General features: G+C 71.1%; 17 protein-coding genes. 10 read left to right on the top strand and 7 right to left on the bottom strand.

What is annotated here, in order from left to right; genetic code table 11:
• Window positions 1-60: 60 nt before the first annotated feature.
• Together IPH07_38055 and IPH07_38050 are read left to right on the top strand one after the other, a co-directional pair.
• Window positions 61-405, top strand: a complete 345-nt coding sequence (locus IPH07_38055) for a hypothetical protein (GenBank protein ID MBK6923256.1) — start codon at window positions 61-63, stop codon at window positions 403-405.
• The gene (locus IPH07_38050) at window positions 402-794 is read left to right on the top strand and encodes a hypothetical protein (protein MBK6923255.1); all 393 of its coding nucleotides are present in this window, start codon (window positions 402-404) and stop codon (window positions 792-794) included. Before IPH07_38055 ends, IPH07_38050 begins: the two co-directional genes overlap by 4 nt.
• A 142-nt stretch (window positions 795-936) precedes the next feature.
• On the opposite strand, the gene IPH07_38045 is transcribed toward IPH07_38050, so the two are convergent.
• From IPH07_38045 to IPH07_38025, 5 genes are read right to left on the bottom strand one after another with little or no spacing between them, the layout of a single operon-like run.
• The gene (locus IPH07_38045) at window positions 937-1,806 is read right to left on the bottom strand and encodes a class I SAM-dependent methyltransferase (protein ID MBK6923254.1); all 870 of its coding nucleotides are present in this window, start codon (window positions 1,804-1,806) and stop codon (window positions 937-939) included.
• Entirely contained in the window at window positions 1,803-2,648 is an 846-nt protein-coding gene (locus tag IPH07_38040) for a class I SAM-dependent methyltransferase (GenBank protein MBK6923253.1), read from the bottom strand. Before IPH07_38040 ends, IPH07_38045 begins: the two co-directional genes overlap by 4 nt.
• Window positions 2,649-2,669: 21 nt before the next feature.
• On the bottom strand, window positions 2,670-3,182 hold the full coding sequence (locus IPH07_38035; protein MBK6923252.1) for a J domain-containing protein: 513 nt from the start codon (window positions 3,180-3,182) through the stop codon (window positions 2,670-2,672).
• Between the two features lie 3 nt (window positions 3,183-3,185).
• On the bottom strand, window positions 3,186-3,962 hold the full coding sequence (locus IPH07_38030) for a PilZ domain-containing protein (GenBank protein MBK6923251.1): 777 nt from the start codon (window positions 3,960-3,962) through the stop codon (window positions 3,186-3,188).
• 4 nt (window positions 3,963-3,966) lie between these two features.
• Window positions 3,967-5,739 (bottom strand): Rne/Rng family ribonuclease, encoded by a 1,773-nt coding sequence (locus IPH07_38025; protein ID MBK6923250.1) that lies wholly within the window; start codon window positions 5,737-5,739, stop codon window positions 3,967-3,969.
• A 102-nt stretch (window positions 5,740-5,841) separates the two neighbouring features.
• On the opposite strand from IPH07_38025, the gene IPH07_38020 reads away from it, so the two are divergent.
• From IPH07_38020 to IPH07_38000, 5 genes are all read left to right on the top strand, one after another.
• The gene (locus tag IPH07_38020) at window positions 5,842-6,672 is read left to right on the top strand and encodes a hypothetical protein (GenBank protein ID MBK6923249.1); all 831 of its coding nucleotides are present in this window, start codon (window positions 5,842-5,844) and stop codon (window positions 6,670-6,672) included.
• A gap of 25 nt (window positions 6,673-6,697) precedes the next feature.
• A complete protein-coding gene (locus tag IPH07_38015) occupies window positions 6,698-8,593 on the top strand; it encodes a hypothetical protein (protein MBK6923248.1) in 1,896 nt (631 codons plus the stop codon).
• 92 nt (window positions 8,594-8,685) lie between these two features.
• Window positions 8,686-9,462 (top strand): hypothetical protein, encoded by a 777-nt coding sequence (locus tag IPH07_38010; GenBank protein MBK6923247.1) that lies wholly within the window; start codon window positions 8,686-8,688, stop codon window positions 9,460-9,462.
• A 99-nt stretch (window positions 9,463-9,561) separates the two neighbouring features.
• Complete coding sequence (locus IPH07_38005) at window positions 9,562-10,695, top strand: UTP--glucose-1-phosphate uridylyltransferase (protein ID MBK6923246.1); 1,134 nt, start codon at window positions 9,562-9,564, stop codon at window positions 10,693-10,695.
• Between the two features lie 105 nt (window positions 10,696-10,800).
• Complete coding sequence (locus IPH07_38000) at window positions 10,801-11,286, top strand: hypothetical protein (GenBank protein ID MBK6923245.1); 486 nt, start codon at window positions 10,801-10,803, stop codon at window positions 11,284-11,286.
• A 4-nt stretch (window positions 11,287-11,290) separates the two neighbouring features.
• On the opposite strand, the gene IPH07_37995 is transcribed toward IPH07_38000, so the two are convergent.
• Window positions 11,291-12,850 carry a hybrid sensor histidine kinase/response regulator gene (locus tag IPH07_37995; protein ID MBK6923244.1) on the bottom strand — a complete coding sequence of 520 codons (1,560 nt, stop codon included), beginning with the start codon at window positions 12,848-12,850 and terminating at the stop codon, window positions 11,291-11,293.
• A 349-nt stretch (window positions 12,851-13,199) separates the two neighbouring features.
• Window positions 13,200-13,664, bottom strand: a complete 465-nt coding sequence (locus IPH07_37990; GenBank protein MBK6923243.1) for an RNA-binding protein — start codon at window positions 13,662-13,664, stop codon at window positions 13,200-13,202.
• Window positions 13,665-14,000: 336 nt separating this feature from the next.
• On the opposite strand from IPH07_37990, the gene acs reads away from it, so the two are divergent.
• From acs to IPH07_37975, 3 genes are all read left to right on the top strand, one after another.
• Window positions 14,001-15,947 carry an acetate--CoA ligase gene (gene acs, locus IPH07_37985; protein MBK6923242.1) on the top strand — a complete coding sequence of 649 codons (1,947 nt, stop codon included), beginning with the start codon at window positions 14,001-14,003 and terminating at the stop codon, window positions 15,945-15,947.
• Window positions 15,948-16,089: 142 nt separating this feature from the next.
• Window positions 16,090-18,936 carry a serine/threonine protein kinase gene (locus tag IPH07_37980; protein ID MBK6923241.1) on the top strand — a complete coding sequence of 949 codons (2,847 nt, stop codon included), beginning with the start codon at window positions 16,090-16,092 and terminating at the stop codon, window positions 18,934-18,936.
• Complete coding sequence (locus IPH07_37975) at window positions 18,933-20,141, top strand: protein kinase (GenBank protein ID MBK6923240.1); 1,209 nt, start codon at window positions 18,933-18,935, stop codon at window positions 20,139-20,141. Before IPH07_37980 ends, IPH07_37975 begins: the two co-directional genes overlap by 4 nt.
• The last annotated feature ends 129 nt before the right edge of the window (window positions 20,142-20,270 follow it).

Here is a 20,270-nt window from a genome sequence, read left to right as displayed (position 1 = left end):
ACCTCGCTGCGAGGCGCCCCGGCCCGGAGCTGGCACCGAATGTGCTGAGTGCAGGCAACGATGCCGGCGCTCGACATCGAGGTCCGCGTGAGCCCGCCGGCGCCAGGGCCACGCCACGCGACGCCGCAGCTGGCGTTCTTCGCCGATGCCCGGCGCATGCGACGGATCGTCCACAGCTGCCCCAGCGAGCGCGCGACCCTCGAGCCTTGCGCCGCAGCCGGAACCTGGCGCGGCTCGATCGCCGTCGAGAGCCTCGCGTCGCTGCTGTTCGAGCTGCAGTGGCACGGCGTGACGCCGGGCTCGACCTGGCTGCTGCGACTCACGAGCGGCGGCGCAGCAGTGCTGGCGGCCACCGGCATCGCCACGCAGTCGGTTCAACACATCGTGGGGGTCACCGCGCCGTGAACATGCGCGCGACCACCAGCGGCGCGGTGCTCACCATCTTCGCGCCCGACATGTTCGTGCAGGGCGAGCTGGCCGATCACGAGCGGCGCTGGCCCGCGGTGCTACTGCCGATCACGCTGCACATCCACAACCCCACGGATCGACCCATGCTACTGGAGGGTCGCCGCGTGGCGACCTGGTGCGTCCGCGAGCTGGCATCCGGCAAGGTCGTCGCACTCGGTCGCGCGGCGATCGAGCCGCAGCTCGCGCTGGCGCCCCACACCACCCAAGCGCTCGAATTCCTCGCCGACCCGCCGAGCACGGCCTTCACGCAGAGCGGTACGTACGTGGTCGAGCTCGACCACGTCGAACACGCCGAGACCCGCATCTACGTCACCCTCGAAGCCTGACTTCCAGACTGGCGCCCCTACGGAACGAACGAGGCGCATCCCGAGCCCGGCCCCGCTGCCCGAGGTCACCAGGAGGTACTCACACGACCTCGTGGTGGCGCGGCCGGACTCCCCTTCTCTTCTCGCCTCGCTGGCGCCGGCGTCACTTGATCGCGACGATGTAGACCAACCAGGACTCCTGGTTCTCTTCGCACTCGGTCGGCTGGTAGTCGCCCGAACCCTCACCGTCCTCGTCGACGCCCTCCCACCACACCTGCACCTCGCGGAAGCCGGCTTCCTGCAGCAGCTCGCGCAGCTCGGGGATCGTCCACAGGCGCCAGTCGTAGGTGAAGGCCTGCTTCAGACGCGAGCGATCGGGGAAGCGATAGTGGATGTGACACAGCGTGTCGTGGGTGATCGGGTTGTACGAGGCCTGCTCCCACACGTACACGAAGCCCTTGCACTGCCGCTCGTCCTCGAGCTCGATGACCGCCTCGGTGCCGCCGTAGAGCTCGGTGATGAACACGCCGTCGTCGGTCAGGCAGTCGCGCACCCGCTCGAAGTAGCGGCGTAGCAGCTCGCGGGTCTTGAACACCTGGTAGCTGAAGTTCAGCGCGCAGGTGAACTCGGTCTTCTCACCGACGCCGTCGAGCACGTCGGCCTGGTGCAGGGTGATGCGCTTGCGCTGCGCGGGCGTGAGCGTCGAGAGGTTGTGCTGGCGTCCCCACTCGAGCGTGGGCTCGTCCAGGTCGATGCCGACCGCGCGCCGCTTGGGATCGCTCTTGACCCACGTGGTCGAGAGGTACGCGGTGCCGCAGAAGTCCTCGCGCATCGTCAGCGGCTTGCGCCGCCCGAGCGAGCGGAAGATCTGCTCGAAGATCGCGATGTCACCCTCGGGCACCTGCACCGAGCTCTGGTACAGCACGTGGCGATCGGCGCGCTCGGCCTGGGTCGGCTTCTTGGTCTTGGTCTTGGCCTTGGCCTTGGCCTTGGCCTTCGTCTTGCGCCCGCTCGGGCTCGCGCCCGTGCTCATCTTTCCGCTACGACGTACGTCCACCACAGCTCCTGGTTCTCCACGCGGCGAGGTTCGTAGTAGGCACCTGTGCCCTCGCCGTCGTCATCGGTGCGTTCCCACAGCGCATGCACGGCCTTGAAGCCGGCCTCGAACAACAGCTCGCGAAGCTCTTGCACGCTCCACCAGCGCCAGTCGTAGGTGAAGGCGCGTTCGATGCGTGAGCCATCGAGGAACGAGAAGTGGATGTGGCACAGCACCTCGTTCGTGAGCGGATCGAAGTGCGCGCGCTCCCACTCGTAGTAGAAGTCCTCGACCTTGCGACGCTCGCGTTCGGGCCGGAACGCACCCCAACCACCGAAGCAGTCGATCACGAAGATGCCGTCGTCGGCGAGCGTCGAGCGGGCGACCTCGAAGTAGCGCCGCAGCGCGTCGCGGGTCTTGAACACGCAGTAGCTGAAGTTGAGCGCGCAGCTGATGTCGGCCTTGCGCCCGCCGCCGTCGAGCACGTTGCGCTCGAGCAGATCGACCTGCGACTCGACCCCGCGCAGGTGATGCGCGCGGCCCCACGCCAGCGTCTCGGCGTCGAGATCGACGCCGGTCGCCGTTCGATCGTCGTGGTCGCGGACCCAGTGGGCCGACAGCGTGGCAGTGCCACAGAAGTCCTCGCGCAGGTGCTGGGGCACGCGGTTCTTCAGGCGTCGGAACAGCCGCGCGAGCACGCGGGTGTCGCCCTCGGGGTCCTGCACCGAGCGCTCGTACAGGAGGTGGCGATCGGCGCGCGAGGCCATCGAGCGCACGGTCTTGATGCGGGCGGCCCGCGACGCCGGGGACTTGGACCCGGAGGACTTGGAGGTGGCCATCTCGAGGCGATTCCGTGCGCGTCAGCCACCCAGCAGCTGCACGAGACCGTTGTAGGCCTCGGTCAGCTTGCGCGTGACCTCGGTGGCGACCTTCAGCTTCTCGGGGTCGTTGGCGAAGCGATCGGGGTGGTACTGCTTCATCAGGCGGCGATAGGCGCGGCGCACTTCCTTGAGATCGGCGCCGGGCTCGAGCTCGAGCGTGCGGTACCAACGACGGCGATCGCCGGCGGGATCGCTCGGCGGGCCACCACGCACGCCGGCACGGGCCCGTGCGGCCTCGAACGCGCGCTCCCACGCCTCCTCGGCCGCGTCCTTGAAGCGACGAGCGCCGCGACCCGCACGCGCACCGATGGTCTCCGCGTCCTCGCCTTCGGCGGCCTCGCTCGCGGCACGCTCTTCTTCGGCGGCGCGCGCACGGGCTCGCTCTTCGTGCTCCGCGTCGAGCAGCTCGCGCTCGTCGTCGCGGCTGAGCGCGTGGCGGAAGTCGGTGAGGTTGGCTCGCGCGAGGTCGAGCAGTCGTTTGCCGAGGCTCATGGTCTAGCGCCGCCGAGGGCCGCTCTCCCCTGCATCGTGGTCGAAGTCGTCGTCCTCGTCGAGGATTTCCAGGTCGACCGCCTCGAGCTTCACCAGGGTCTGGTGGGCCTCGAAGGCCTCCTCGTCGTAGGGCGAGGCGACCCTGGGCAGATCGGCGTCCGCGGCCGGCGCGGTCGCAACCTTGGTCGGCTCGGCGCCGTCCTGATCGGAATCGGGGTCGGGCCCGAGCTCAGGCCCGAGTTCAGGACCGATGGGCGCGGTGACGACCTTGGTCGAGTCGGCCGCTGCGCCGCCGCTGGCGACCGGCGCGCTGACGACCTTGGTGTCGCCGGGCGGCTCCAAGGGAGGCTTGGTCACCCGCGTCTGGCCGCTGGCCGGCGGCGCCTCGACCCGGCGGAACGCACCGCTCGTGGTGGCCTTGGCGGGCGCGGGCTCGAGCGGCCGGATGATGTCGCGCGGGCGCTGGCGCGTGATGACGTCCTGCAGGCGCAGCGCCATCTCCGGCCGCAGCTCGGTGAACGCAATGCCGAGACCGGCGGGCGCGTGCGAGCGCCGCACGACGCGGCCGCTGGCTTCGAGCACCACGGGGTCGTCGAGCAAGACCGTGAAGCGCAGCGTCACCGCGGTGCCGACCGGCAGCCCCCGCGAGGTGTGCACGAACACGCCGTGCTCGGACAGATCGCTGACGTAGGTGGTCTCCGGCAGCGCGCCGAACTCGGCATTGATCGGCACCCGCTGTGCGCGTCGGCGATCACCCTGCTCGTCGTCCCGGTCGGCCACGCGATCACTCTTCGTCGTGGTCCTTGCCGCGACCGCCCTTGCCCGGGGTCTTGCCCTTCACCTCGAAATGTTCGACGTGGAAGCCCTTGCGCGCATGGATCTCGATCGCGCGCTGGATTCGCTTCACGGTCTCGTCGACCGCAGCCGACTCGGGCCCCCGCATGAGGTCGGCGACCTCGGGGTTGGCGTTGACCATGATGGCATCGCCGGGGATGTGCGCCGCTTCGCGCCGAATGTGGCGCAGGATCTCGAACGCGACCGTCGAGGTGCTCTTGGTGTAGCCCTTGCCGTTGCAGTACGAGCACTGCGAGGTGAGCACGCGCTGCAGGCTCTCGCGCGTGCGCTTGCGGCTCATCTCGACCAGGCCCATCTCGCTGATCTTGGTGATGTGGGCCTTGGCACGGTCCTTCCGCAGCGTGTCCTGCAGCTTGCGGTAGACCTTGCGACGGTTGGACTCGCGGTCCATGTCGATGAAGTCGATGATGATGAGACCACCGAGGTTGCGCAGTCGCAGCTGCTCGGCGATCTCGTCGGCGGCCTCGAGGTTGGTCTGGGTGATGGTCTCTTCGAGGGTCTTGCCCTTGGCGCCGACGAACTTGCCGGTGTTGACGTCGATCGCGGTGAGCGCCTCGCCTTGGTCGAAGATCAGCGTACCGCCGCTCTTGAGGGTGACCTGCCGCTCGAGCGCGCGATCGACCTCGGCCTCGATGCCGTAGCCGTCGAAGATCGGCTCGCGGCCCTCGTACAGCGAGATCTTCTCGGCGTAGTCGGGCATGAACGCCTGCACGAACCGCGACAGCCGCTCAAACTGCGCGCGGTCGTCGGTGATGACGCGATCGAGCTCGGGGCTCAGGTTGTCGCGGACGATGCGGAGCACCAGATCGAGATCGCGGTACAGCAGCACCGGCGCGCGATGGATGCGCTCGTTGGCCTTGATGTTGGCCCACAGCTTGAGCAGGTAGTCCATGTCGCCGCGGACCTGCCCGTTGGTCGCATTCTCCGCGACGGTGCGGACGATGAAGCCCGCGCCCGGCGGACGCATCTGCTCGACCAGGCGTCGCAGGCGACGACGATCGCGGTCGGTGCCGACGCGGCGCGAGATGCCGATGTGGCTGACCGTCGGCATGAACACGACGTTGCGGCCCGGCAGCGAGATGTACGAGGTGATGCGGGCGCCCTTGTTGGAGATCGGGTCCTTGACGACCTGGACCAGGATCTCCTGGCCAGGGCGCACCAACGTGGCGATCTCGGGCGCCTTGCCGCGGCGCTGCGGCAGCCCGCCCTCACCGACGTCGTCGTCACCCTCGGTCGGCGGACCGTCGCTCGGTCGCGCGATGTCGCCGGCGTAGAGGAACGCGGCCTTCTCCTCGCCGATGTCGACGAAGGCGGCCTGCATGCCCGGGAGCACGCGCAGGACCTTGCCCTTGTAGACGTTCCCCACCGTCCCACGCGCGCGCTCGCGCTCGAGATACAGCTCGGAGAGGATTCCATTTTCGATGAGTGCGACCCGCTTGTCGGGGCCGTCGGCGTTGACGACGATGACGGACTGTGCCACGTGCGATGTGTCTCGGGAGTGTGAAGGGAAATCGTGGGGTCCCGTGGGGGGTGAACTCGGCGGTCGTGCCCAAGGAGATGGTGGGGCACTGCGCGTCGCTGGGGCTTCGGGGGGCCTTGAAGAGCCCTCGCCCAGAGCCGCCCCTAGACCGGCGGCGGAGCATAACAGAAAACTTGCCTTCGCCCGGTCAGCGCGCCCGCGCGGTTTTTTTGGTGCCGCCATCGTGATCGGCCAACCTCGGCCGCCGTGGCGCAACGGCCTGTCACCCAGAGAGTCATTGCTGCGACCGTCATGCAAGCCGCCTGGCGAGCGGGCATTCGGCGCGTGCGTCTGTTCTGCGCCGAGGAGCTGCGACCGGCCGCGTGCTGCATCGTCGACGCCCTGCATACCCGGGGCTACGAGGTCACGCTGGCGACCGGGGCCGACGCGCGCACGCTGCTGCAGCAGCCCGCCAGCGCCGACGTGCTGCGCGTGGTGTGGGCGCCCGAGGGCACCGACCGCGACGCTCGCTCGCGCTTGCGCGACGCGCTCGATCCCGACGCCGCCGGCGACGTGATGGTGCTCGCCGCCGCGACCCCGCGCGGGGTCATCGACGCCATCGATGCCTTCGGCACCCCGCGTAAGCGACGACGGCTGGCCGGACCACGGCGCGAGTTCCTCGTGCAGCCCACGCTGGTCGAGCGCAAGCTCGATCCCCGTCGGTGGTCGGGCAGCGTGCTCGGTGGGCTCGCGATCACGTGCGTGTTGTTCGGCGGCGCCTGGTGGAGCGGTCGCACCGCCGCGAACGTCGAGGCCGCGATGACCCGGCCCCACGAGGCGACCCAGACCCCGGTCGCGCGCCCGGCCCACCTCGACGAGCCGGTGCTCGCGGGCGCCCGTGCGCCGCTGCAGGACGACGACGCCGTCGCCGCGCCGGACGAGTCGTTCGACGACGACGACGACGGCATCGTGCTGCTCGACGACGCGCCGCCGCGGGCCACGGACGCCGGCGCGCGCGAGCTGCCGCTGGAGCCGGCACCGCTCGAGCTCACCGCCGCGCCCGTGGCTGCGCCACCGGTCGCGACCACGATCGCGATGCCGGGCGGTGGCATGCCGATGGCGGCGATGGCAGTCGACGCCGTGCACGCGACGCGGGCGATCGATCCGTTCCGCTGATCGCCGGGGCTGCTACGCTCGCGGGGTGCGGCGCCGGGCGATCGCGTTGCTGTGGGCGCTCGGCTGCGAACCGAGCCCACGCACGGCCGAGCCCGCGCCGCTGGCCGCGATCCCGAGCGATGCCGTCGCTGCGACGGCCGACGACACGCGGCGCGCGGCCGCGGGCCCCGCTGCGCCAGCGCCCGCACCCGCGCCACGCGATGCGCTGGTGCTGGTCACCGAGCCCGACGTGCTCGACGCGCTGACGCGTTCGGGCCTGTCGCTCGCGCAGGTCGGCTTCGCGCGTGAGGCCGGCGACAACGCTGCGCTGGCCAAGGACGCCCACTACCGCTCGATCGTCGACGCGCTAGCCGGCGATCTCGCGGCGCTGGCGGCCGACGATCCCCGCGCCGGCGTGGGGCTGCGCCACACCCATCGGCTGTTCGATCTCGGGTGGCTCACGTCGGAGCACGCGTGGTTCGAGCTGGTCGGCGTGGTCAACCGCGTCGATCGTCGCCCCTTCGATCCGCGCCACTGCGGCGAGACCCGACTCATCTATCGGCTCGCGCACCGCGCCGTGCAGGTCCGTGAGGAGGTGCGCTCGCGCCTGCCGATGACGGTCAACGTGGTGTTGTGGCAGCGCGATGACGGCCACGGCTGCCGCGACGTCGCCACGCGGTGGTTGGTGCCCGAGCGCAGCACCCCCGCGCAGCTGGCCACGCACCTGGTCGGCGACGATGGCCCGCTCGCACCGGCACGACGGGGGCTCGACGCGCTCGCGGCGATCGAGATCGACGTGCAGACCTCGCGCTGGCCCGGCACGATCCGCCCCGACCTCGGTGGCCACGCCAGCTACATGCTGCGGGTGTTCCATCGGGCCGAGCGCAAGATGATCCCGGCACCGCTCGAGAACACCCCCGATGTCGCCAAGCTGCGCGGCTCGAAGGCCGCGCGCGAGCGCCTGCTCGCGTGGCTGCGCGAGCCCGCGACGCTCGACGCGATCGATCGCGGCATCGCCGTGATGCCCGAGTCGCTCGCCGCCCGCAGCAGCAGCTCGTTCACCCCCCGCGGCCTCGCGCGGCTCGGCAACCGCCCGTTCTCGCAGCTGCTACGCGCCAGCGACGTGGCCGAGCTCCCGCTCGCCGAGCACGCCAGCATCCGCACGCCCGCCGCGCTGCTGCGACGCCTCGATGCGCTCACCTGTGCCGGCTGTCACGAGAGTCGCAGCATCGCCGGCTTCCACCTCTTGGGCGACGACGCCGACGATCCCGACCGCGTCGACGCGCTCGCGGTTGGAAGCTCGCCGCACCTGCTGGGCGATCTGCCGCGACGCGAGGCCTACCTGCGCGCGCTCGCGGCCGGCGAGAGCGTCGACGAGTCGCGGCCGCTGCCCGATCACGATCCCATGGCCGGCGGCCACGGGGCCCACTGCGGCCTGGGCGATCCCGGGTTCGCCGCGCTGCGCTGCGCGAGCGGCCTGGTGTGCACCGCCGTCGACGATCCCGAGCTCGGCACCTGCCTGGGTGCGACCGCCCAAGCCGGCGATCCCTGTCAGCTCGGCACCATGTCGACGCAGGCCGATCCGCTGCGCGATCGCATGCGCTACCCCAAGGACGGCGCGCGCACCTGTGAGCAGGATGGCGTGTGCAACGGCAACGCGGTCGGCTTCCCCGCCGGGAGCTGCGCCCGTACCTGCACCGCGCTCGGTGACGACGAGGCCTGCGGCGCGATCCCGCAGCTGCGACCGTTCAACGATTGCCTCGCGAGCGGCCGCGGCTTCGCGACGTGCATGCGAAAGACCGCCCACCCCGCGGCGATGCGTGCGTGCGATCGCGCGCGAGCCTGCCGCGACGACTACATCTGCGCGCGCGTCGACGGCCACGGCGTGTGCATGCCGCCCTACTTCCTGTATCAGCTGCGCGTCGACGGCCACCCACCGTGAGCGGCGTGGGCGACCACCCCTGGCGCCCTCGCGGGAACCCGCGTGCCCGCCGGCGCAACCGACTCCAGGTCGGGTCGCCGACGCGAAGGCCCATGCCGAGCTCGATCTGCCCCCCACGCCCGTACGCCGCGCTGCTGGCCCTCGTGTTCGCGTGCTCGTTCGACAGCAGCAGCGCCGGCGGCGACACCACGTTCGCAGACGGCGGGCCGGGCTCGTCGTCATCGAGCACCGGCGAGGGCACGACCGCGATCGACAGCTCGACGGGCACGACCGACGTCACCGGCGACGGTGCGGGCACACCCGACGATCCGCAGGGCTGCTGCGAGGTCCACGACGCGCCGGGGTGCAACGAGGCCGCCGTGCAGAGCTGCGTGTGCGACCAGGCCCCGGCGTGCTGCGCATTCGGATGGGACGCGGCGTGCGTCGATCGTGCGAGCGTCGCTTGCGAGGCCACGTGCATGGCCGACGCGAGCAGCGACGGCGGCGTCGCCGACAGCACCGGCACCGCCTCGGCCGGCGATGCCAGCGATGGCGGCGGCGACACCGGTGGGCCACCGTCGTCCAACGACGGGCCCTGCTGCGAGGGTTCCGAGCTCGGTGCGGGCTGTGGCGACGCGCGGGTGGCCGCGTGCGTGTGCGCCGGCGATCCGTACTGCTGCGACACCAACTGGGACCTCTACTGCGTCGCCGAGGCCAGCGCGTGCGGCATCGATTGCATGAACGACTGCTGCACCGCGCACGAGGCCCAGGCATGCAACGACATCGAGGTGTTCGGTTGCGTCACCGACATGCTCGACGCCTGCTGGGCGCAGTGGACCGCCGAGTGCGTCGACGCGGCCACCATGCAGTGCGGCCTCACCTGCATGTGAGGCGTGCGACACCGGCCCCGGATCGTGGGCCGCAAGACGCTTCGACGCCGCCCCGCGCCACGCGATGAAGCCCGCCGCGAGACGTGATACCGATCGGCGGTGGAACTCCGCCCGTCCGTCGCCCATCACGCCTTCGATCGCGTCGCGTTCGACGAGCTGCGCGCCCGCGTCAGCACCGGTGCGCTCGACCCCGCGGCCAATCGCCTGACCCAGGCCCCGACGCCGCTCGCGACCCCGCCGCTCGACCTCGCCGACCCCAGCGCGAGGGCGCAACGCACCGAGCTGGGCCTCGACGCCCTGCGGGCCGGCAAGGTCGCGGTGCTCGTGCTCGGCGGTGGCATGGCGACGCGCTTCGGCGGCGGCGCGAAGGGGGTCGTGCCGGTGGTCGACGGCGCCCCCAACAGCAGCTTCCTCGCCATCAAGCTGGCCGAGGTCCGCGAGCGCGCGAAGGCGATCGGCGGCGCGATCCCGGTGGTGTTGATGTTCAGCTTCGCAACCGAGGCCGCCAGCCGAGCCCACGTCGATGCGATCGATTGGGCCGGGCTCGCGCCGGCCGATCGTCTCTGGTTCAGCCAGTCGATCATGCCGCGCGTGCTGCCCGACGGCACCCCGCTGGCGAGCTTGCCCGAGGCCGCGGACTTCGACGACGACACGCTGTACGCCGCGCCCGGCCACGGCGACACGCTCGCGCGGTTGGTGGGCAGCGGGACCCTCGCCGCGCTGCGCGAGCGCGGCGTCGAGCACATCCTCGTCTCCAACGTCGACAACGTCGGTGCGTCACTCGATCCCCTCGTGCTCGGCGCCCATCTGCAGGGCGGCGCTGACGTCTCGGTCGAGGTCGTGCGCCGCATCGCCGGTGACGCCGGCGGCTGCGTCGCGTGTCTTCCGGGCGGGCGCCCCGCGATCATCGAGGGCTTCCGATTGCCGCTCGGCACCGACCTCGCCGACTACCCCCACTTCAACACCAACACGCTGTGGTTGCGCACCAGCGCGATGGACCGCAGCTTCCCGCTGTCGTGGTTCGCGGTGCGCAAGAAGATCGCGTGGCCCTCGGGCGGTGAGCGCGAGGTCGTGCAGTTCGAACAGCTGATCGGGCAGGTCACCGAGTTCGTGCCCTCGGCGTTCCTCGACGTCGACCGCGACACGCGGTTCTTGCCGATCAAGACCCGTGACGATCTCGCCGCCGCCCGCCCACGGCTCGAGGCCTTCGCGCGCGCGGTCGGCCTGGCATAGCCACGCCGCCCGAGCTGGGACTCCAGGCGGGGTGGCTCGCGCCGCCGATTTTTCCCCGGATCGCTTCCCCGCCCCGCCGGGCTCGTCTATGGTTCGCCCTCTCCCATGGCGTTCAAGTACGAGCCCGGCATCTACAAGACCAGCAAGTATCTCCCCGGCTTCGAGGCGCAGGTCGGGCCCGATCAGCTCGTGCTGATCCGGACCGATGGCGAGTTCGCGCCGGCGTCCGTGCTGCTGCCGGCCACGAACACCCACAACCAGTGGCGGTTCCAGATGCCCGGCATCAAGGTCCCGGCGAACTCGCTCAACTGGGGCGAGACCCTGGTGAAGCTGCCGCACGAGGGCTTCTATCGCCTGCAGCGCGAGTTCACGTTCGGTGACACCGGCAAGTGGATCAAGAACGCGATCGTGCAGCTGGGCTACAACAAGAAGGCCGAGCCGATCCTCTTCATCGCGCAGCGCCGCGCGCCGCTGGCCAACAACGAGCTGTGGTTCTCGAACAACGGCGTGAAGGTCGAGTTCGACGAGCTCGACGGGCTGGTCGAGCCGCTCGCCTGGTATCAGGAGCCCGAGAAGAAGGACGGCAAGTAGGCCGTCACGCGCGCAGCGCCGCCACGCGCATCTCGACGAAGCTGCGCAGCGCCTCGCTACCGAACGGCTTGTCGATTCGCGCGGGGGCCTGCTCGGCGAGGAAGCGCTCGACGCGATGGTCGACCGCGCCGCCGCTCATGAAGACGAAACGCGCGGCGATCTCGGGCCGTCGTCGCGCGACCTGCTCGAAGACCTCGATGCCGCTGGTGCCGGGCATCATCACGTCGCACAGCACGAGGTCGTAGTCGCCCTCGCACAGGCGCGTGATGGCGCGCCGGCCATCGAGCTCTGCGTCGACGACGTGCTTCTTGAGCACCCGCCGCACCGACGCCACCACCAGCTCGTCATCGTCGACCAGCAGGATGCGTAGCGCGGCCGGGGCCGCGGCGGGCGTGGGCCCGGGGGTGGACGCGACCGGCGGCGCAATCGGGCGCACCGCGGGCAGCGGCCCGTCGACCGGCAGCTCGAAGCGCGCGACCGCATCGACGCCGCGGGTCTCGAACGAGAAGCGACCGCCGATCGACTCCACCGCGCGCCCCATGGTGGGCACCGAGAGCGCCGGGGCACAGGCCGCCGGCAGGCCGAACTCGATCGCCACGAACGCGCCGGCGTCACGGGCCGACACGCGGATCGAGCGATCGCGCGACACACCGTCGCGCTCGAGTGCGGCGTCGAGCACGTCGGTGAAGAGCCGGCGCACGACCGGCTCGGGCACGCGAACGATCGGTACGTTTGCACGCTCGATCTGGACGCGTGATGCGCCGTCGCGCCGCGCCACCGCGGCGAGCGCGTCGTCGAGAGCGAGCTGCACGTCGGCCTCGGCCCGCATCGGCGCAGAGTCGGACGAGGCGCGGAGATCCTGCAGGGTGCCGGTGGCCCGCGCGAGGGCGCGCAGCGCATCATCGATGAGGCGCTGTCCCTCGTCGTCGCCGGGGCCGTTGGCGCGTGCGCGCAACAGTTGCAAGTTGGTCATCACCACGGTCAATGGTCCTCCGAGTTCGTGCCCGACCAGCCTTCCGGTGGCCTGCATCTCGTCCATGCGCCGCGCCATCTGGCGCATGCGCTCACGGTCTGCCCGCACCCGCGGGAGCGAGACGATCGCCAGATACCCGAACAGCATCGTCGTCACGCCCGCGATGCCGATCGCACTCCAAGCGATCGCACACAGCGCATCCCACTCCTCGCCCAACTTCGCCGACACGGCGGCGTTCTCGGCTCGAAGCTCCTTCACCGAAGCGTCGACCAGCTGCAGCGCATCGCTGCGGCGCCGGCCGTCGACGGTGTCGTGATCGAGCGAGCCCCGCAGCTCGAGTGAAGCCCGCGCGATCGAGTTCGCCAGCGCATCACCCGTCTCGCGCGACTGCAACATCTCGCGGCCGACCGCGAACAGCTCGCGGTCGAGCTCCGCGGCCGCGCCGGCGTCGGTCTGCGCACGCAGGCCACTGCTGATCCCGTGCAGCTGCGACAGCCATCCGACGCGCTGCTCGAGCCCCGCGCGCAGCTCGGCCACCGACGACAACACCACGACGCACCACGACGCGAAGGCCAGCAGCGCCGTCGCCACACCGATCGTCGATAGGATCCCGACGCGCCTCACCACCATCACGTGTTGCGATCACGGTACGCGCCCGCAATGGGCCTCGCAAAATCCCCGCCATGGATCGGCACGCAGATGGCGAGCTGGCCGTTGGATCAGGGAAAACCGGAATCGTGTTCATCGTCGAGGGACGCAGTAGGAACGTCGATCTCGATCGAATGGCCAAGCTTGGACAAAGCCCTGCCAGCGAATCACGCGTCCGCGGCACGCGGCCGCGTCGCAGCGACGCAACCACGCAAGAGAGGGGCGAAGACGCCCCTCCCCGTGCACTCGGACGCACCCACGGCAAGCCCCGCGGGCGCGTTGCGTGTCGACCTCAGCGACGTGCGCCGCGGCCACGTCGGCCGCCACCGTCGTCACCGAAGTCGCCGAAGTCACGATCACGATCACGATCGCGATCACGATCGCGTCCAGGACCGCCACCGCCGCGATCGCGATCACCCGCCGGTGCGCCGCCACGGGGTCCGCGATCGTTGCCGCCGAAGCTGCGCGGAGGACCACCGTCGCGGGGCCCACCACCGCCACGCGGGCGCGTCTGGTTCTGCGCTTCGTTCACCCGGATCGTGCGCCCGTCGAGCTCTTGCCCGTCGAGCTCTTTGATCGCCTGCTCGGCCGCCGCGGGCTCTGCGTAGGTGACGAAGCCGAAGCCCCGAGAGCGCCCCGTCTCTCGGTCCGTGATGATCTTCGCCTCGGTCACCTCGCCGAAGCGCCCGAAGGCCTCCTTGAGCCGATCGTCGGTGGTGCCCCAGGACAGCCCGCCGACAAACAGTTTCTTCGACATCTCTCTCTCTCTGACTTCCTCCCCGCTCTACGCCAAGCGCGGAATGCATGAAGGCGAACGGGACCGAAGCCAGGATAACACCCGTCGTGAGCCGGTCGCCACGGGGGCAGGATGGCGCCGAGGCACGCGGCAGGGCCGGTATCCCTGCTCACAGGCGCCGCCCGTGGGCGATGGCGCGACGCCGCCCTTCGTTGCGCGCCCGCGCTCGCCCGCACGGGCGGCGAAGGGCGTTCGCACCACCCGCCGCGCTTGCGGTCGACGCCGTTCGCGTCGGGCCCGGCCGAAGCCACGGCATGATTCTGTGGTAAGCCGCCTACTCGTCGTCGAGGCCAGCGCATGACCAATTCGATCGTCAGTGTGTCCAAGGAATCGCGGGTATTCGAGCCACCGGCAGAGTTCTCCCGGGAGGCGCGCGTGGGCTCACGCGAGCTCTACGACACGATGTACCGCCGCAGCGTCGAAGATCCCGCCGGGTTCTGGGCCGAGCTCGCCGCCGAGCTGCACTGGTTCGAGGCGCCCAAGCAGGTGCGCAGCTGGGAGCCACCGAAGGCCCGGTGGTTCGAGGGCGGCACCACCAACCTCGCCTACAACTGCCTCGACCGGCACGTCGCGGCGGGGGCGGGCGACCGCACCGCGATCATCTGGGAGGGCGAGCCCGGTGAGGTCGTGCGGCTGAGCTACGCCGAGCTGCTGCGCGAGACCTCGAAGTGCGCCAACGCCCTGCGCAAGCTCGGGGTCGCCGCCGGCGATCGCGTGGTCATCTACATGGGCATGGTGCCCGAGGCGGTGGTCGCGATGCTGGCGTGCGCGCGCCTGGGCGCGATCCACAGCGTGATCTTCGGCGGCTTCGCGACCGATGCGGTGCGCGATCGGGTCAACGACGCCGGCGCCAAGCTCATCATCACGCAGGACGGCGCATGGCGTCGCGGCAAGATCGTGCCGCTGTGGGAGAACGTCGAGCGCGCGCTCGCATCCTGCCCCTGCGTCGAGCACACGCTGGTGCTACGCCGGACCCACAATCCCATCACGCTGCAGTCACAGCGGGACCACGAGTGGTCACAGCTGGTCGAGGGCGCCGCCGAGCACTGCGACGCGGTGCCGGTCGCGGCCGAGCACCCGCTGTTCATCCTCTACACCTCGGGCACCACCGGCAAGCCCAAGGGCGTGCTGCACACCACCGCCGGCTACATGGTCGGCACCTACGTCTCGACCAAGTACGTGTTCGACCTGCAGGAGCAGGATGTCTACTGGTGCACCGCCGACATCGGCTGGGTGACCGGCCACAGCTACATCGTGTACGGGCCGCTGTGCAACCGGGCGACCGTGATGATGTACGAGGGCGCGCCGAACCAGCCCGGGCCCGATCGCCTGTGGGAGATCATCGCGCGCCACCGCGTGACCATCTTCTACACGGCACCGACGGCGATCCGCGCGTTCATCCGCTGGGGCGACGAGCACCCTGCGCGCCACGACCTGTCGTCGCTGCGCCTGCTCGGCAGCGTCGGCGAGCCGATCAACCCCGAGGCGTGGATGTGGTACCGCGAGGTCATCGGTGGCAACCGCTGCCCCATCGTGGACACCTGGTGGCAGACCGAGACCGGCGCGATCATGATGGCGCCGCTGCCCGGTGCGATCGCGGCCAAGCCCGGCTCGTGCACCCTGCCGTTCTTCGGCGTGGTGCCGAAGATCCTCCGCCACGACGGCACCGAGGCGAGCGACAACGAGGGCGGCTACCTCGTGATCGAGCAGACGTGGCCGTCGATGATGCGCGGCATCTGGGGCGACGAAGAGCGCTTCCGCGAGACCTACTTCGCGCGCTACCCCGGCAAGTACTTCACGGGCGACGGCGCCCGGCGCGATCCCGACGGGTACTACTGGGTGATGGGCCGCGTCGACGACGTCGTGAACGTCGCCGGCCATCGGCTGGGCACCGCGGAGATCGAGAGCGTCCTGGTCGCGCACCCGGACGTCGCCGAGGCCGCAGTGGTCGGTCGCCCCGACGAGCTCAAGGGTCAGGCCTTGGTCGCGTTCGTGACCTTGAAGGGTGGACGCGACCCCGACGACCGGCTGCGAGAGGCGCTCGCGGACCACGTCGCGGCCGAGATCGGCAAGTTCGCGCGACCCGACGCGATCCGCTTCGCCGATGCCCTGCCCAAGACGCGCAGCGGCAAGATCATGCGGCGCTTGCTGGGCGAGCTGGCGGCCGGTCAGGCGCCCCGCGGGGACGTCACGACGCTGGAGGACATCTCGGTGCTCGCGGCGCTGCGCGGCGACGACGAGTAGCCACGCGGCACCCCGCTGGCCACGGCTCGCAAGGGCGCGGCCGGTCGGACGCGCGACGTGCTCCCACACGGCGTGAACGGCCGCTTCGCCGGGGTCGCGACCGGGCCAACGCCGGCCGCTTCGCGTAGGATCGTCTGGGGACGTGACGAAGCCGGGGGAAAGCAGCGAGGTCGGCCTGTCGCAGGAGACCTTGAGCGACGCCGTGCCCGTGCGACGCGAGGTCGAGCGCGGCAGCACCTTCGGGCGCTACGTCGTCATCGAGCCCATCGGCCGCGGCGGCATGAGCGTCGTGTACGCCGCCTACGATCCCGAGCTCGACCGCAAGGTGGCGCTCAAGGTCCTGCGCACCTCGACCGAGCGCCCGGATGCGCTCGCGCGGGAGCGGTCGCGACTGCTGCGCGAGGCACAGGCGATGGCGCGACTCGCCCACCCCAACGTCGTGCCGGTGTACGACGCGGGCTCGATCGCCGACCAGGTGTTCCTCGCGATGCACCTCGTCGATGGCCAGACCATGGGGCAGTGGCTGGCGCAGCCACGCGCGTGGGCGGAGATCGTCGAGTACTTCGTGTATGCCGGCCGCGGACTCGCGGCCGCGCACGACGCCGGGCTGGTGCACCGCGACTTCAAGCCCGACAACGTGCTCATCGATCGCGATGGTCGCGTGCGCGTGACCGACTTCGGACTCGCGCGACCCAGCGGCAACACCGAGCGCGAGGGCCTGCAGAGCACGCCGCTCACGGCCTCGGGCCGCCTCGATCGCCCGGTCACGCTGGCGGGTGCGATCCTCGGCACGCCAGCGTACATGGCACCCGAACAGCACCTCGCGCTCGCGGTCGACGCCCGCAGCGATCAGTTCAGCTTCTGCGTGGCGCTGTGGGAGGCGCTCGCGGGGGAGCGGCCCTTCGCGGGCGGCACCGTCGGCGAGCTCGCGTTCGCGGTGACCCGCGGTGAGATGCGCTCGTTCCCCCGCGAGAGCAAAGTGCCGCCTCGCGTCCGCGCCGCGCTGGAGCGCGGGCTCGCCCGTGATCCGCAGCAGCGCTTTGCGACCATGCACGAGCTCATCGTCGCGCTATCGCCCCCACGTCGGCGGCGACCGGTGCTGATGCTGCTCGGCGCCGCCGGCCTGGTGGGGATCGGTGCTGCGGCGATGGGCCTGGGCAACCGCGAGGAACCCGTCGATCCGTGCGCGTCGGCCGGCGCAGCGATCGAAGGGGTGTGGAACGACGGCCGTCGCGCCGAGCTCGATCGGCGACTGGCCGATCACGACATCGAGCCGGCCGCGCGTCAGCGCGCGCTCGACCACCTCGCCGCCTTCGCGAGCGACTGGCGCGACTTCTCCAAGGCCGCATGCATCGCGTATCGCGACGGCAGTGAGTCCGACGCAGCCTTCGATGCCCGCAGTCGCTGCCTGTCGCGACGGCTCGCCGACCTCGAGCGTCGTACCGATCGGCTCGCGACCTCGACCGCCGACACCTCGGTCGACGCAGTGATCGGCACCTACGATCTCATCGGCGCGCAGGAGTGCAACGACACCGAGCGCTTGCTCGCGCATCGCCCCTTGCCCGACGACCCAGCACAGCGCGAGGCCGCGCTCGCGCTCGAAGCCGACATCACCGAGCTGCAGACCCACTGGATCGCCCTCGAGGGCGTGACCCAGGCCCAGGCCTTGCTCACCCGGGCCGAGCGCGTCGGCTGGCCCGGTGCCACCGCCGACATCGAGGTGTTCCTGGCGCGCCAGCTCATCGACAGCGGCCGCACCGACGAGGCCGCGCCGCTGCTCGAGCGCGCGGCCCAGCACGCGGGCGCCGCCCGCGACGACGACCTGCGCGTGGTCGCGTGGACCGAGCTGGCGTTCTTGCTCGGCGTCATGCAGACGCGCATCCCCGAGGCGCTGCGGCTGGCGTCGGTGGTCGAGAGCGAGCTCGTGCGCCTGGGCCCCGACACCCACGCGCCCGGTCACCTCATCATGCTCGGCGCGGTCTACCAGAGCGCCGGCGATCTCCCGCGCGCGCGTGCAGCCTACGGCGAGGCGTTGTCGCTGCTCGATGGCATGCCGGGCTCACAGTCGTCGCGGCGCGCGGTGCTGCTCAACAACCGCGGCACCGTGACGCTGTTGGAGGGCGATGCCCTCGCTGCGCGGGTCGACTTCGAGGCCGCGCTGGCGATCGCACGGGAGATCTACGGCGACGACCACCCGCGGCTGTCGGACAACTACGTCAACATCTGCGAGTCGTATCTCATGCGCGGCGAGCTGGTCGAGGGCGAGGCATCGTGTCGTCACGCGCTCGAGCTCGTCGACAAGCCCACGGTCTCGGATGCGCCCGCGCTGGCGCGGGCACTGCACGCGGTCGCCGTGCTCGACCTCCACCTGTACGGCCCTGCCCGCGCGCGCGCGGTGGCCTCGCGGGCGAGCGAGCGACTGCGCGCCACCTTCGGCGAGGGTTCGTTCGCCGACGCGGCCGCCGAGGAGCTCGCGGCGCTCGTGGCCCTGTATGACGACGACGCCCAGTCGGCGCGGAGCCACGCCTCGCGGGCCAACGACCTGCTGTCGACCATGGGCCCAGCGTACGCGCAGGCGCGCCTGCGTCCGCTGTGGATCCTCGGCCTGGTCGCGTACCAAGGTGCCGAGTTCGAGACCGCGCTCGAGCTGTGCGACGACGCGCTCGCAACGCTACCGCCAGAGGTCGACCCGATGTCGCCGCTGCGGCTCGAGCCGCTCGGTTGCCGCGGTGCGACCCTGTTGGCGTTGGGGCGTACCGACGAGGCCATCGCCCCGCTCGAGCAGGCCTTGGCGGTACACGCCAAGCGCGGTGGGGACCCGCTGGCGGTCGCCCATGCCGAGTACTGGCTCGCCGATGCGCTGTTCGCCCGCGAACCCGCACGCGCGCGCGCGCTGGCGCAGAGCGCTCGCCGACACGCCACCATCGTCATCGCGCGCGCACCGAAGTTCGCCGCCATGGTCGACGCCTGGTTGGAGGCCCACGCATGAACGACGACGGCGAGCTCGAGCCCGGCGAGCGGTACGGCGACTACGAGGTCGTCGACGTCCTCGGTCGTGGCGCGTTCGCGGCGGTGTACCGCGTACGCGCGCCGGGCTTCATCCGCGACGCCGCACTCAAGCTGTCGCTGCGGCCGGTGGGCGACTCCGACGCCGCCGCGCGGGCGCTGCGCGAGATCGCGGTGCTGCGCACGCTGACCAACCATCACGTGGTGCGGGTCCACGCCGCCGGCCAGGGCGAGGACGGCCGGGTCTTCATCCTCATGGACTGCCTCGAGGGTCAGCAGCTCGATGAGTTCCACGACTTCGATGAGCCGATGCCCGCCGCCCAGGCGACGTGGATGATCCATCAGGCGTGTCTTGGGCTCGCCGAGGCCCACGCGCACGGCATCGTGCACCGCGACATCAAGCCCGCGAACCTGTGGGTCGAGCCCGACCACAATGTCCGCGTGATCGACTTCGGGCTGGCGCGCGCTTGGGATCGCACCGGCACCATCGGCAGCGAGGTCACCATCGGACGGTTGTTGGTCGGCACGCCGCACTACAGCCAGCCCGAGCAGCTGCACAGCAACAAGCTGCTGCCGGCCAGCGACGTCTACAGCCTCGCAGTGGTGCTCTACGAGCTGCTGAGCGGGCGTTGCCTGTTCTTCCCCGAGCACGGCTTCTCGGAGGTACGCGATCGCCTGCGCGACGATCCGGTGCCGTGGCTGGCGGCGCACCGCAGTGCGCTACCGCTGCCGCTCGATCGCTACCCGCACCTGGTCGATCTGCCGCCCGCGCTGGGCGAGCTGGTGCTGCAGTGCTTGGAGAAGCTCCCCGAGCTACGGCCCGCCGACGCCGGCGTGCTCGCCAATGCGCTGGGCTCGATCCTCCACTACGACTTCGGCGTGGCGGTCGCGGCGATGCTCGAGATCACGCTGCCTTGGGGCGGCTTCGACCAGCAGCTGCTGCTGCCCGGCATCCACCGCATCGGCAGTGCGCGCGACGTCGAGATCCACCTGCGTGGTCCGGATGTGCAGCCGCTACACGCGGTGCTCGAGTGGAGCGGCCTGCCCGACCTCCCGCAGCTGCGACCGCTGGTCGACGACGGCTCGGTACGCATCGGCGGGCGGCCGATCCACGGCCGTGCCGAGCTGCAGCGCGGCGATCGCATCGAGGTGGGGCCGTTCGCACTCGCACTCAGCTATCCCTCGTGAGCAACGGGCCCGCGTGACGAACTGGCAGCGCGGCGCACCGCGGGCATGCACGATCGTCCGCGGCACCGCCGACGCCGGGCCGTCGTCGCTGCGCCGCAGCGCCCCCGGGCGCCACGCAGCCCCACGAAA

This window comes from Deltaproteobacteria bacterium, from assembly GCA_016709225.1.
Classification (GTDB): domain Bacteria; phylum Myxococcota_A; class Polyangia; order Nannocystales; family Nannocystaceae; genus Xiheibacterium; species Xiheibacterium phototrophicum.
The sequence above is the reverse complement of the archived record's forward strand: the minus strand, read 5'-3'. Positions and strand labels throughout refer to the sequence as shown.